Origin of the sequence: Halogeometricum pallidum JCM 14848, from assembly GCF_000337095.1 — an archaeon.
Lineage (GTDB): Archaea > Halobacteriota > Halobacteria > Halobacteriales > Haloferacaceae > Halogeometricum > Halogeometricum pallidum.
This window is the reverse complement of sequence record NZ_AOIV01000026.1, coordinates 1-12,153: the sequence shown is the minus strand read 5'-3', so window position 1 is coordinate 12,153 and position 12,153 is coordinate 1. Positions and strand designations below refer to the sequence as shown.

Annotated in this window: 13 protein-coding genes; 4 read left to right on the top strand and 9 right to left on the bottom strand. The window is 67.7% G+C overall.

Features of this window, described 5'->3' with window-relative positions; genetic code table 11:
* Positions 1-15: 15 nt before the first annotated feature.
* The gene (locus C474_RS11540; RefSeq protein ID WP_008386976.1) at positions 16-1,332 is read right to left on the bottom strand and encodes a tRNA(Ile)(2)-agmatinylcytidine synthase; all 1,317 of its coding nucleotides are present in this window, start codon (positions 1,330-1,332) and stop codon (positions 16-18) included.
* A gap of 159 nt (positions 1,333-1,491) precedes the next feature.
* Here C474_RS11540 and C474_RS11535 point away from each other — a divergent pair, with 159 nt between their 5' ends.
* On the top strand, positions 1,492-2,469 hold the full coding sequence (locus tag C474_RS11535; protein WP_008386973.1) for a transcriptional regulator: 978 nt from the start codon (positions 1,492-1,494) through the stop codon (positions 2,467-2,469).
* 112 nt (positions 2,470-2,581) lie between these two features.
* Here the strand turns inward: C474_RS11535 and C474_RS11530 are convergent, their stop codons facing one another.
* The 6 genes from C474_RS11530 to C474_RS11505 form a co-directional block, all read right to left on the bottom strand.
* Positions 2,582-2,839 (bottom strand): glutathione S-transferase N-terminal domain-containing protein, encoded by a 258-nt coding sequence (locus C474_RS11530; RefSeq protein WP_008386972.1) that lies wholly within the window; start codon positions 2,837-2,839, stop codon positions 2,582-2,584.
* 68 nt (positions 2,840-2,907) lie between these two features.
* Entirely contained in the window at positions 2,908-4,296 is a 1,389-nt protein-coding gene (locus C474_RS11525; protein ID WP_008386970.1) for an aryl-sulfate sulfotransferase, read from the bottom strand.
* A 72-nt stretch (positions 4,297-4,368) separates the two neighbouring features.
* Positions 4,369-5,775 carry an NCS2 family permease gene (locus C474_RS11520; protein ID WP_008386968.1) on the bottom strand — a complete coding sequence of 469 codons (1,407 nt, stop codon included), beginning with the start codon at positions 5,773-5,775 and terminating at the stop codon, positions 4,369-4,371.
* A 211-nt stretch (positions 5,776-5,986) separates the two neighbouring features.
* On the bottom strand, positions 5,987-6,706 hold the full coding sequence (locus tag C474_RS11515) for a phosphoribosyltransferase family protein (protein ID WP_008386966.1): 720 nt from the start codon (positions 6,704-6,706) through the stop codon (positions 5,987-5,989).
* A gap of 176 nt (positions 6,707-6,882) precedes the next feature.
* A complete protein-coding gene (gene pyrE, locus C474_RS11510) occupies positions 6,883-7,431 on the bottom strand; it encodes an orotate phosphoribosyltransferase (RefSeq protein WP_008386964.1) in 549 nt (182 codons plus the stop codon).
* A 227-nt stretch (positions 7,432-7,658) separates the two neighbouring features.
* On the bottom strand, positions 7,659-8,201 hold the full coding sequence (locus C474_RS11505) for a CDP-2,3-bis-(O-geranylgeranyl)-sn-glycerol synthase (protein ID WP_008386962.1): 543 nt from the start codon (positions 8,199-8,201) through the stop codon (positions 7,659-7,661).
* Between the two features lie 206 nt (positions 8,202-8,407).
* Here C474_RS11505 and C474_RS11500 point away from each other — a divergent pair, with 206 nt between their 5' ends.
* Together C474_RS11500 and C474_RS11495 are read left to right on the top strand one after the other, a co-directional pair.
* A complete protein-coding gene (locus C474_RS11500) occupies positions 8,408-9,007 on the top strand; it encodes a DUF502 domain-containing protein (RefSeq protein ID WP_008386960.1) in 600 nt (199 codons plus the stop codon).
* Positions 9,008-9,052: 45 nt separating this feature from the next.
* The gene (locus tag C474_RS11495; RefSeq protein ID WP_008386959.1) at positions 9,053-9,460 is read left to right on the top strand and encodes a RidA family protein; all 408 of its coding nucleotides are present in this window, start codon (positions 9,053-9,055) and stop codon (positions 9,458-9,460) included.
* A gap of 90 nt (positions 9,461-9,550) precedes the next feature.
* Here the strand turns inward: C474_RS11495 and C474_RS11490 are convergent, their stop codons facing one another.
* On the bottom strand, positions 9,551-10,480 hold the full coding sequence (locus tag C474_RS11490) for a branched-chain amino acid transaminase (protein ID WP_008386958.1): 930 nt from the start codon (positions 10,478-10,480) through the stop codon (positions 9,551-9,553).
* A gap of 92 nt (positions 10,481-10,572) precedes the next feature.
* Between C474_RS11490 and C474_RS11485 the strand changes: the two genes are divergently transcribed.
* Positions 10,573-11,496, top strand: coding sequence for an NAD-dependent epimerase/dehydratase family protein (locus tag C474_RS11485; RefSeq protein WP_008386955.1), 924 nt, complete (start codon positions 10,573-10,575; stop codon positions 11,494-11,496).
* 39 nt (positions 11,497-11,535) lie between these two features.
* On the opposite strand, the gene ribB is transcribed toward C474_RS11485, so the two are convergent.
* A partial coding sequence (gene ribB, locus C474_RS11480; RefSeq protein ID WP_008386953.1) for a 3,4-dihydroxy-2-butanone-4-phosphate synthase occupies positions 11,536-12,153 on the bottom strand: 618 nt, incomplete at its 5' end.

Genomic DNA, 12,153 nt, shown 5'->3' with positions numbered 1-12,153 from the left:
CGTCTCGCGCGCCGGTCACCGCTCGGGGTGGACGGGCGCGTCGAAGCCGCCGCGGACGAGGGGTTTGGCGACGTGTCGGCGGGCGCACGGCGGCACCTCGTACCACCCGCGTTCGAGTTCGCGGTCGACTTCGACCTCGACGCGACCGGGTGCGCTCGTCCCGCAGTCGCGGCACCGGTAGCCCTGATTCCGACCGGCGCTCTCCATCGTCCGGTCGCAGTCGGGGCAGACGGGCGTCCGCGACTCGGTGCGGTTCAGCGACCGAACGGCGAACTTCTCCAGTTTGAGCGTTCCCCCCGACACCTCACCGCAGACGGTCAGTTCGTCGCCCGGCCAGAGGGCGCGGATCCGGTCACGGAACCGCTTGGTCGGTTCGAAGGCGGCGCAGGCGACGGATGCGGCGGCGTCGGCGGCATCGGCGACGTTGGCATCGGTGTCGATGTCCGAGTCGAGAGGGCCCAACTCGAAGAAGACGTGGCCGCCGCGCCGCGTCTCCGGGGCCGAGGCGACGGCGCCGTCGACGCGGTACGCGCCGCCATCGTCGAGCGACCCGAGTTCGCCGTCGCGGAGGTGGACGTCCGTCCCCTGATTCGTGCGGAACGTCGACCAGCGCTCGACGGGTTCGGAGTCGATGGCGGCCGACAGCGACCGCACCGCGTCGGCGTCGTCGCCGCGGATGCCGTGGAGGATGGGTCCGGGGGCGTTCGGGACGCAGACGGCCTGTCCCTCGACGGTGTCGACGGTGTCCCACGCGGCGGGGTAGTGCGCCTCGGCCGCCTCGAACACCGAGTCGAAGTCCACCTCGCGGGGCGCCCCGCAGCGGTCGAACTCCCGGTAGGCGATGTGCTCGTACGTCCACTCGTCGAGGGCGGCCCACGCGCCGACGGCCGCGAGGGCGCCGATGCGGCCGCGGCCGCCGTCCCACCCGCGGTGGGCGTAGCCGGTCGCCTCCGCGAGTTCGACCGCCTCCTCGGTGTCGACGAACGACCGAATCGCGCGCCGCGTGAACGACGCGACGGAGTCGGGCACCGCCTCGGCGTCGCCGGGGGCGACGACGACGCCCGGACTGGTCCGCGGGTCGGCCGTCTGCGCCAGCGGTTCCAACTCCGCGACGGCGAGTTCGAGCGTCTCGTCGGGCGGGAGGTCGGTGTGGAGGGCGAGAGCGGCGTTGCCGCGCGTCTTGTGCTCGACGGCGGGGTTGAGGCGGACGAGGAGGCGACGCCCGACCGTTCCGCCCGCCGCTTCGATGGCCTCGGCCACCAGCGTCGCGAGGTACGTCGTGCACATCCCCAGCTGGCGCGAGTCGGTGTCGTCGAGACCGAGGACCGTCATGGACCCTCGTAGCGCCTCGGCGGAGTAACCCCTTTCGAGTCGTTACCGCGACGAGAAGGACCTATATAACGATGCTGGTGACTACCGAGCCTAATCGGGAGACGGGATGCGGTGATACCGGCAAAACAGCTATATGTCTCAAATCGCTTATCTCCCGGTATGTCTCGGTCAGCTCTGGTTGGAAACATCACAGCGATGCTGGACGACGCGGGATTCGCCGTCAGCGACCGTTGTGCCATCCGGCCCAAGAGCTTCGACCTCGCCGCTCGCCGCGGCGACGACTTGGTGCTGTTGAAGGTGCTCGGCAACATCGACGCGTTCGACGCCGAGACGGGCGCCGAGATGCGCCGACTCGGCAGCTACCTCTCCGCGACGCCGCTCGTCGTCGGCCTTCGGACCCGCGACGAGGACCTGAAACCCGAGGTGGTGTACTTCCGCCACGGGGTGCCGGTGATGAACCCCGACACCGCGATGGACCTGTTCCTCGAAGGGGTGCCGCCGCTCATCTACGCCGCGCCGGGCGGTCTCTACGTCAACCTCGACGGCGACCTGCTGGCGGACGAACGGCAGAACCGCGGGTGGAGCCTCGGCCGACTGGCGACGGAACTCGGCGTCTCGCGCCGGACCGTCTCCAAGTACGAGGACGGCATGAACGCCAGCATCGAGGTGGCCATCCACCTCGAAGAGATGTTCGACCAGCCGTTCTCCAGCCCCGTTTCCGTCCTCGACGGCGCCGAGGAGGTCCGCAGTGCCGAACCGACGCCCGAGGACCCCGACGCCGACCCGGACGACGAGCACGTCGTCCACATCCTCACGCGAGCGGGATTCACCGTCCACCCGACCGCCCGCGCGCCGTTCAAGGCCGTCAGCGAGGACGACGACCGGCGCTCGGACCAGATTCCCATGCTCACCGGCCACTCCTCGTTCACCCGGAGCGCAGAGAAGCGCGCCCGCATCATGTCCTCGCTCGGCGAGGTCACCCGGACGCGGTCGGTGTACTTCACCAAAGAGCAGTCAAAGCGCGACGCCGTCGAGGGGACGGCGCTCGTCAGTTGCGACGAACTCGCCGCCATCGACGACCCCGACGCGATTCGGGACCTCATCCGCGAACGCGCCGGCGAACCGACCGAGGCCTGACGCGCGGCCGGGAGGACTCGGCAGCGCGTTCGTTGCTTCCGTTCTGTCCTGCGACCGCCGGAGCCGCCGCTACGCGGTCGGAGCGTCGGCGAAAGATCGTTCGGGGAGGTCCTCAGTTCGCCGCGTTGCCGTACGTCTCGTCGAGGTACTCGACGATGTCGTCGCTCTCGGCCATCCCCTCAACGCCGTGTTCCTCGTCGACGAGGACGGGCACGCCGGTCTGTCCGCTCACTTCCTCGACTTCGGTCCGTTCGCCGTGCGAACGCGGGACCATGACGGAGTCGTACTCCAGGTCGAGTTCGGCGAGTTTGTCAGTTACCTTCGCGCAGTAGGGGCAGCCTTCCAGTTCGTACAGCGTGAGATTCGTCATCACTGTCGGCTATGAGTCGGCGAATAAAGAGTCCGGTGGTGGCGTGCGCTCCGAGCGCACAGCGAATGTCAGCGGCCGCGGACGCTCCTGGCGGCGCCGACGATTCGATGGCGACCGAGGACCAGTTCGGTCGCCCCCCACAGGACGACGACGACGGCGGCGGCGATGGCCCACACGAAGTCCCACCCGGACATCCACACCGGGCGGAGCCACGGGGTCACGTGCGACCACCGCGTGGCGAACTCGTTCGTCGGTTCTTCCAGCGCCGTTCCGGAAAACGTCGCGCGCATCTGCGCGGCGAACTCGGTTCCGTCGCCGGCCCCGGCGGTGAGGTTCGCGCTGCCGGTGATAGCGTAGGTTCCGCTGGCGTTCATATCGCGGATGGTCGGGCCCGACGACTCGTCGCCGTGAGCGACGCGTTCGGCGTCGTACGGACCCCACGTGGCGTAGTACTCCCAGACGACTTCGCCCGTCGGCGTCACCTCGATGACGCGGTGGTTCAGCGTGTCGACGATGAGCGTGTTCCCGTTCGGCAGTCGGTCGGCGTCGCGGGGCCAGTTCAGCGTGTTCGACCCGACGGTCCACGTCCGTACCCACTCTCCGTTCTCGTAGGCGTACTCGACGACGCGGTTGTTTCCGCTGTCGGCGACGAGGACGGTGGGCGTCCCGTTCTCGCTGAGTATCCAGTCGGGGTTGTGCTGCTCGTTCATCACCGAGTAGTTGTTGTCGCTCCCGAGGCGTCGGGTGATGTTCTTCGTCTCCATGTCGACGACGACGGCCTGATCGAAGTTCCGCGGCGAGAGGAGCAGTTTCCCGTCGCCGATGGGGTCGACGTCGTTGACGTGCGTCCAGTCTTTGTTGTAGCCGCCGTCGGTGTTCGCCGGGTAGTGGTTCTTGAAGTACCACTCCCAGGTCACCTCCTCGGTCGTGCGGTTGTAGACGAATATCCGGTCGTCGCTGACCTGCGTCGACTCGTTCCACGCGCGCATGTTGGCGACGACGAGTCGGTTCCCGCTCAGCATGTCGACGTCGTGCGTGTCGGTGATATTGAACGTCTTCTCCCAGACGCGCTCTTGCGTGTCGGGGTTCAGTTCGTAGACGACGGTCTGCCCGCTCCGTGGCGAGGAGACGAGCAGGTTTCCGTTGTCCATCGGGTCGACGTCGAAGAACCACGCCCCCGCCCCGACCTCGTCGTCGTGGACCCACTGCGTCTGGCCCCGTTCGCCGGCCGAGATGATGCGTGCGGGCTTCTTCCGGTTGGTGTTCCCCTCGAAGGTGTACCCCTGCACGCTGATGACCGTCGACCCGTTCGCCGGACTCGTCACCGTCCCCCGGGTGAGCGTCCGCTCTTCGCTGGGGTCGTAGGTGAGCGCCGACACCGCCGAGGGAGTCAACAGCGCGACCACGAGGACGAACGCCACGATTCGCACCGCCGTCGACCGGGAGGGCGTATCCATCGGTGTACGAGTGGAACGGGGAGGGGAACGAATCTCTTGCGGTCTCCGGCGGGTCCGAGGCGCCGCGACGCCTCAGACCTGCGATTGGATGACGCCGCTGGTCCGGACGAAGAAGTAGACGACGAACGCGGCCGCGAGCGCCCAGTGGCCGAGTCGCACGTCCTCGGACTCGCCGGCGGCGGCCTTGACCACCGGGTAGGAGACGATGCCCGCCGCGATGCCGTAGGCGATGGAGTAGGTGAACGGCATGACGAGGATGGTCATCCCCGCGGGGATGGTGTTCGTCACGTCGCTCCAGTCGATGTCGACGACGTTGCCGAGCATCACGACGCCGATGACGACGAGGGCGATGTGAGAGGCGTACTGCGGAATCGCGGCCGCGACGGGGACGAACGCGAGAGAGACCAAGAACAGCAGCGAGACGACGAGCGCCGTCAGGCCCGTCCGGCCGCCCTCCTCAACGCCCGCGGCGGACTCGATGTACGTCGTCACCGTCGAGGTGCCGAGCATCCCGCCGACGGTGGTGCCGACGGCGTCGGCCATGAGCGGTTTGTCGATGTCGGGGAGGTTGCCGTCGGCGTCGAGGAAGCCCCCGGCCTGCCCGACGCCGACGAGCGTCCCGGCGGTGTCGAAGAAGTCGACGAAGAAGAACGTGAAGACGATGAGCGCGAAGGAGAACGCCTCGACGTTGCCGAGGCCGCTGACGAACGCGCCGGCGAGGGGCGTGATGTCGTACGTCGTCGTCGTCGACCCGGCGACGAGACCCGCGTCGGGCGAGACGACGCCGAGCGTCGTGAGGAGCCATCCGACGGCGCTGGTGCCGAGGATGCCGATGAGGATGGATCCCGGGACGCCGCGGGCGTAGAGGACGAACGTGAGGAACAGACCAAACACCGAGAGGATGGCGACGGGGTCGGCGGCGACGGCGCCGAGGGTGATGAGCGTCGCCGCGTCGTCGACGACGATGCCCATCGCCTGCAGGCCGATGATGGCGAGAAAGAGCCCGATGCCGGTGCCGACGGCGAACTTCACCGGTTCGGGGAACAATCGGATGACGTACTCGCGGGCGCCGACGGCGGTGAGGAGGATGAAGACGATTCCCTCCACGACGACGGCGGCCAGCGCCGTCTGCCACGGCACGCCGAGGGCGCCGACGACGGTGAACGCGAAGAACGCGTTCAGTCCGAGGCCGGGCGCCTGTCCGAACGGCCGGTTCGCGTAGACGGCCATCACGAACGTGGCGACGGCGGCGGCGAGAAGCGTGACGACGGTGATCATCGACTCGACCTGCCCCGGCGAGTAGCCCGCGATGGCGATTCCGGGTTTGACGTCCGGGATGGCCGTCAGGATAGCCGGGTTGACGACGACGATGTACGACATCGTCAGGAACGTCGTCAGTCCGGCGAGGAGTTCAGTTCGGACGGACGACCCGTGTTCTTGTACGTCGAAGTACTCGTCCAGCGTTTCAGTGAGCCCCATAATTCACGCTTGTGCATAATCACGAATCCGAGTATAAGCGTTACCATCTCGGGGAGAAAAATATCCACGTAGATGTACAACTGTTAGGTATATGACGCCACTAATTCCATTATTTATGCACATTTGTGAGTATTCAAGCCGTCGAGCGACTCGCGAATACCGCCGATGGCAACGTCCCGTACGGACCGCGGGCGGCGGGACGGCCGGGGCCTCACTCCGCGTCGAACGTGGTGAGGGCGCCGACGGGCGCGTCGGTTATCTCGGCGGCGCGGTCGATGCCCTCGGTGCCGACGGAGATGAGCGTGAACACGCCGGTGACGTTCGCCTCCGACTGCAGGGCGATATCGAGGAGGAGTTCCTGCGTCTCGCCCGACCGGATGAGGTCGTCGACGATGAGGACGCTCTCGCCGGACGAGAGGGCCCGCGCGGGCAGGTAGTACGTCAGTTCGATGCCGGAGGCGAGTCGCTGACGGGACTCGACGAACTCCTCGACGGCCGTCTCCTTGGACTTCTTGGCGTAGGCGACGCGGGCGTCGAAGTAACTGGCCATCGCGGCACCCAGCGTAATTCCGTCGGTGGCGGCGGTGAGGACCACGTCCGGGCGTTCGAAGCCGAGCGTGTTCGCCGCGACGGGCGCGACGAGGTCCAAGAACGACTGGTCGAAGACGACGCCGGAGTTGTCGACGTACCCCTCGTCGTCGAACTCGACGCGACTCTCCAACTCCGCCGCGAGGGCGTCGCGGCCGACGCCCTGCACCACTTCGCGGGCGCGTTCGACGCCCGGGAGGACGTGGCCGTTGACGTAGCGGTTGAGGTCGCCGGCCGGGAGTCCGGTGAGATCGGCGAGTTCGTCGTACGTCCGGGTCTCCTTGAGCACTCGGAGGACGGCGACGGCCTGCAGTTGGAGGGCGGCTTTCTCCGCTCTGTTCATACCGTGCTACTCGCGGTTACACAAGTATGAATACGTCGATACGTTTCGAGGGGTAGATTCAGCACGGATGTGGAACCGACGCGGAGCGCGGTCCGACGCCTTGCGCGAACTGCAAGCGGGGGAAACGCGACGGCGGGGAACGGCGTCGAGGCGGCGAAGCGGCGGACGGAGACGCCTTACTCGTCCGCGTCGCCGCCGGCATCGGCGTCGGCCAACAGGTCCTCGGCGGTGACGAGTGCGTCGAGTTCCACGTCGGCCTCGGCGAGTCGTTCGGCGCCGCCCTCCCCTCGGTCGACGACGACGAGGACGCGGTTCACCACGGCGCCCGCCTCGCGGAGGGCCTCGACGGCGTCGAGGGCGCTGCTTCCGGTCGTGGCGATGTCCTCGAGGACGACGACTTCCTCGCCCTCCTCCAGACGCCCCTCGATGCGCTTGGCCGTGCCGTACTCCTTGGCCTTCTTGCGGGCGATGACGTACGGGGTGTCCGTCTCGACGGCCGTGACGGCCACGAGGGGGACGGCGCCGAGGGCGACGCCCGCCAGTTTCTCCACGCCGTCGAGTTGCTCGGCGAACGCCTCGGCGATGAGACGCAGACAGCGGGGGTCGGTCTCGAACAGGTACTTGTCGACGTAGTAGTTCGAGGTGCCGCCGTGGGACAACTCGAACTCGCCGAACTGCACGGCGTCCGCCGCGCGCAGGGCCTCGATGAGTTCGTCGTTCGCCATCTCGTTTCGAGAGGTCCCGCCGAGGCGCTTAAACGGGTTGGTTCGGGGCAGCGGCGGACGCGGTGCAGAAGCGTTGCGGAGGCGGAGAGAGGATACTAAATCGTACCGCGAGGCGAGCGAACGGAGTGAGCGAGCCCTCGCGGCCGTTCTTTGCCCCAGCTTTCTTCCGGGGGTTCGAGCAGACGGCGAAGCCGTCTGCGAGGACCCTCGAAAAGAAAGGTGGGGATCTAGTAAGGCTCGTTCTTCAGTCCCAGATAGTACGCCCCCACGTTCGTCACCACGTGGAGGACGGGCGTGAGGACGAGGACGACGGCGAGGACGGGGAGGGTGAACGTCTCCGCGAACCACTCGAAATCCAGCAGGGCGGCGAGGCCGAGGGCGCCGACGACGAAGTCGAGTTGGTCGAGGCCGGGGAACGCCGCGCCGCGTTCGCGCCCCGACCGGCGCTTGAGGAAGGAGGCGCCGATGTCGCCGAGCATCGCCCCGAGGGCGAGGCCGAACGCGCCGAGTACCGAGAACCGGGGGAGCGACACGTCGAGGGCGGCGCCGAGGGGACCGGCGACGGCGTTGCAGACGAACGCGAGGGCGAACCCGACCAGCGTCCCCGTCGCCGTTCCGCGCCACGTCTTGCCGTCGCCGAGGACGCGCCGGCCGCCCCACGTCCGTCCGCCGTCGATGGGACGGCCGCCGCCGGCGAGGACCGCGGCGTTGTTCGGCACGTACGCGGGGAGCATCGCCCAGAACGCGCCGACGACGAGTTCGATGACCATACCCGGAACGTCGGAGGGCGGGACAAAAATCTCGGTGATTCGGTCGCGCCCGAAACATCGAGCGAGCGAAATCCACGGGTGCCGGACCCGCGCACGTCGGCGTGTGGTTCACTCCGGTTCGCGCTGTGAGCCGTCGCGGGCGTCTGAATCCGCTCACCGCGGACAGAAGGCCTCTTAAGGCTCCGTGGTCACCTACTCACCGATAAATGTCCTCGTGGAGACGCGACTTCGCAAGCGGTCTGGTCGTACTCGTCCCTATCCTCGTCATCCTGTACGTTCTCGGCATCCTCTACAGCAACATCTCCGGTCTCCCCCTCATCAAGCAGTTGGAACCGCCGTACGGGTTCTTCGTCGCCATCTTCGTCTTCGTGATGCTCGTGTTCTCGGTGGGCTATCTGATGCGGACGACGGCCGGACGCCTGTTCGAGTCCGCCATCGACGGGACGATGAACCGCGTCCCGTTGGTTCGGGTGCTGTACAACGCGTCGAAACTCGCCGTCGAGACGGCGCTGACGGGGACCGAGGACCTCCAGAAACCCGTTCGGCTGGAGGTGTGGCCGGGGATTCGGATGACGGGTTTTAAAACCGGCAAGACGACGAAAGACGGGCGAGAAGTGGTTTTCATGCCGACGGCACCGAACATCACTACCGGGTTCGTGATGGAAGTCAAACCCGAGGACCTCACCGAGACGGACGAGAAGGTCGAAGAGGCTCTGACGCGCATTCTCTCGGCCGGGTTCGCCGAGGACGAATCCACCGCGGCCATCGACATCGACGTGGACGACGAACGCGAGCGAACGCGGTAGGTCGCCTCGCGACACGCTTTTCGTCCGTCTCCGCGGGGTTGACGCATGGAACGGAGACGCGTCTCGACGGGCACCGAATGGGAACAGCGCGTGGGCTACTCGCGGGCCGTCAGAGTCGGTCCGCACGTCCACGTCTCGGGCACGACGGCAACGGACGATGACGGCGAAATCGTCGGCGAGGGCGACTCGTACGAACAGGCGCGGCGGGCGTTGCGGAACGTCGAATCCGCGCTGTCGGAGGCGGGGGCGTCGCTCTCGGACATCGTCCGCACTCGGATGTACGTCACCGACATCGACGAGTGGGCGGCCGTGGGCGACGCGCACGCCGAGTTCTTCGGCGAGATCAGGCCGGCGACGAGCATGGTCGAGGTGAGCCGACTCGTCGACCCCGCGCTGCTGGTCGAGATAGAGGCCACCGCCGTGGTCGAGGAGGCGGAAGAACGGGAGAACTGAGCGAACAGGAGCGACGGAGACGGGAAGGGCGGGGAGCGGTCGAGAGTGCGAGGAGAGATCGAGAGCGACCCGCGGCGGGCGTCGGTCAGTTCAGAGGTAGGTGAACCACTCGTCGTGGTCGTCGGTACGGCGCTCCACGAGGTCGAAGAACGCCTGCTGGAGTTCCTCGGTGACGGGGCCGCGGGAGCCGTCGCCGATGACGACGTTGTCCACCTTGCGGATGGGCGTGACCTCCGCGGCGCTGCCGGTGAAGAACAGTTCGTCGGCGGTGTTGAGTTCGCCGCGGCTGATGGAGGCGGTGTCCTGCACCTCGTAGCCCCGTTCGCGAGCGAGTTCGATGACGGTGTTGCGGGTGATACCGTCGAGGATGCTTTCGGAGAGACCGGGCGTGTAGATGGTTCCGTCGCGGACGAGGAAGATGTTCTCGCCGGGGCCCTCGGCGACGTTGCCCTCCTTGTTGAGAACGATGGCCTCGGCGTAGCCGTTGCGGCGGGCTTCCTCGCCGGCGAGCAGCGAGTTCACGTACAGCCCCGTCGTCTTCGCGTTCGTCGGAATCTGACTGGAGGAGTGCTTGCGCCAGGATGACACCATCACCTCGATGCCGTTCTCCAGGGCGTCCTCACCGAGGTACGCCCCCCACGGCCACGCCGCGATGGCGACTTTCGTCGGGCAGTCGCCGGGCGAGACGCCGAGCGTGTCGTAGCCGTAGAAGGCGATGGGGCGGATGTAGGCGGCTTCGAGGTCCTGTCGTTCGAGGAGTTCGAGCGTCGCCTCGGTGAGTTCCTCGGAGTCGAAGGGAATCTCCATGTCGTACGGCTTCGTGGAGTTGTAGAACCGCTCGATGTGTTCTTCCCAACGGAAGAGGGCGGGGCCCTTCTCGGTGTCGTAGCAGCGGACGCCCTCGAAGACGCCCGTCCCGTAGTGGAGTCCGTGCGTGAGCACGTGAATCTGGGCGTCGTCCCAGTCCACGAACTCGCCGTCCATCCAGATGGTGTCGACGTCCATCTCGTCAAATCCCATATCTCGTGGTTTTCACGGCACATCATAAAACAGTAGGCGACGCGGAACGGCCCGCTGGATTTTTTTCGTCGGTCCGCGTCGGGTGCGAACGAATGCCAACGTCCGAAGCGAACGCGGCGGCGACGAGGGAGGCATCGAAAACACCGGAGACGGTCGTCGTGACGGGAGGCACCGGACGCATCGGTCCGACCGTCATCCGGCGACTCCGCGCGACCGGTCACCGCGTCGTCAACGTCTCTCGGTCGGGGGGCGACACCGAGGCGGACGCGAGCCTGCGGGCGGACATGGTCGACGCCGGCGAGACGTACGGCGCGTTCGCCACCGCCGGCGCCGACGCCGTCGTCCACCTCGGGATGCTGTCGACGCCCGACCACGACCCCGGTCACGTCGTCTTCGAGAGCAACGCGATGAGCACGTACAACGTCCTTCAGGCCGCGGAGGCACTCGACGTCGACACCGTCGTCCTCGCCTCCAGTCTCTCCGCGTTCGGCGCCTCCTTCGAACCCGAACCGATCCGCGTCTCCTATCTCCCCGTCGACGAGGCCCACCAGGTGACGCCGTCGAACTCCTACGGGATGGGCAAGCACGTACTCGAAGTCACCGCCGACGGGTTCGCGCTCCGAGAGGACGGTCCGCAAACTATCGCCTCGCTGCGCTTCCCGTGGATGCCGACCGACGAGCAGATGCGCGAGACGTTCGAGCGCTCCGAGCGGACGCCGTCGGCGCTCCGCGAGTCGGGGCACTTCGAGACGGCGCGCAACACGCTGTTTTCCTACCTCGCGCAGTCGGACGCCGCCGAACTCGTCCGCCGGGCGGTCGACGCGGAGTTCGCGGGCCACGAGCGATTCTTCGCCGCGGCGGCGGACACGAGCGCGGACGTGCCGACCGAGGAACTGGTCGAGGAACTGTACCCCGACGCGGAACGCCGGACGTCCTTCGAGGGGTACGAGGCGCTCATCTCGACGGAGAAAGCCGAGCGGATGCTCGGGTGGACGCCGGAGAAGAGTTGGCGGTGAGTCGGGCGGACCGACGAAACCGGCGGATGTAGGACCGGGTCAGGCGAACCGCTCGACGATGGATTCGCCCTCGACGTAGACGAGGTCGCTCCGGCGCGCGTAGTCCCGGGCCGCGGCGGGCGAGAGCGCCGTCCCCGTCTCGTCGTCCAGCATCTCACAGACCACGACGGCCGCCGGGAGGTCGGCGGCGTCGGCGAGGACCAACCCGAGTTCGGTGTGGCCCCGGCGGTCCCCGAGGAGGTTCGGCGCGCCGCGGAGGAGGTTGACGTGGCCGGGCGAGCGGAAGTCGGCGGCGAAGTCGTCGGCGTCGTAGCCGCCCGCGAGGGCCGCCTCGGCCGCGCCGCTCAGTTCCGAGATGGTGAGCGCGCGGTCCTCGTCGGTGATTCCGGTGAACGTGTCGCGGTGGTTGACGGGCAGCGAAAAGGACGAGCGGTCGTCGTACGCGAGGTCGTGGTCGGCCGCCGTCGGGTGGTCGATGACGCCGTCGAGGAACGGGAGGCCGACCGCCTCGGCGACGTCGTGCGAGAGGGCGACGCAGACGAGGCCGCCGGCGTCGTTGCGGAGTCGGGCCACGTCCGCGGGGCCGACGGCGCCCGCCGGGTAGACGACGTCCGTCTCGCCCTCCCGGTCGTCGAAGTCGTGGACGAGGACCGGTTC

Coding starts and splice junctions, on each gene's coding strand:
- C474_RS11540 (WP_008386976.1), bottom strand. CDS start 1,332: ATGACGGTCCTCGGTCTCGACGACACCGACTCGCGCCAGCTGGGGATG.
- C474_RS11535 (WP_008386973.1), top strand. CDS start 1,492: ATGTCTCGGTCAGCTCTGGTTGGAAACATCACAGCGATGCTGGACGAC.
- C474_RS11530 (WP_008386972.1), bottom strand. CDS start 2,839: ATGACGAATCTCACGCTGTACGAACTGGAAGGCTGCCCCTACTGCGCG.
- C474_RS11525 (WP_008386970.1), bottom strand. CDS start 4,296: ATGGATACGCCCTCCCGGTCGACGGCGGTGCGAATCGTGGCGTTCGTC.
- C474_RS11520 (WP_008386968.1), bottom strand. CDS start 5,775: ATGGGGCTCACTGAAACGCTGGACGAGTACTTCGACGTACAAGAACAC.
- C474_RS11515 (WP_008386966.1), bottom strand. CDS start 6,706: ATGAACAGAGCGGAGAAAGCCGCCCTCCAACTGCAGGCCGTCGCCGTC.
- pyrE (WP_008386964.1), bottom strand. CDS start 7,431: ATGGCGAACGACGAACTCATCGAGGCCCTGCGCGCGGCGGACGCCGTG.
- C474_RS11505 (WP_008386962.1), bottom strand. CDS start 8,201: ATGGTCATCGAACTCGTCGTCGGCGCGTTCTGGGCGATGCTCCCCGCG.
- C474_RS11500 (WP_008386960.1), top strand. CDS start 8,408: ATGTCCTCGTGGAGACGCGACTTCGCAAGCGGTCTGGTCGTACTCGTC.
- C474_RS11495 (WP_008386959.1), top strand. CDS start 9,053: ATGGAACGGAGACGCGTCTCGACGGGCACCGAATGGGAACAGCGCGTG.
- C474_RS11490 (WP_008386958.1), bottom strand. CDS start 10,480: ATGGGATTTGACGAGATGGACGTCGACACCATCTGGATGGACGGCGAG.
- C474_RS11485 (WP_008386955.1), top strand. CDS start 10,573: ATGCCAACGTCCGAAGCGAACGCGGCGGCGACGAGGGAGGCATCGAAA.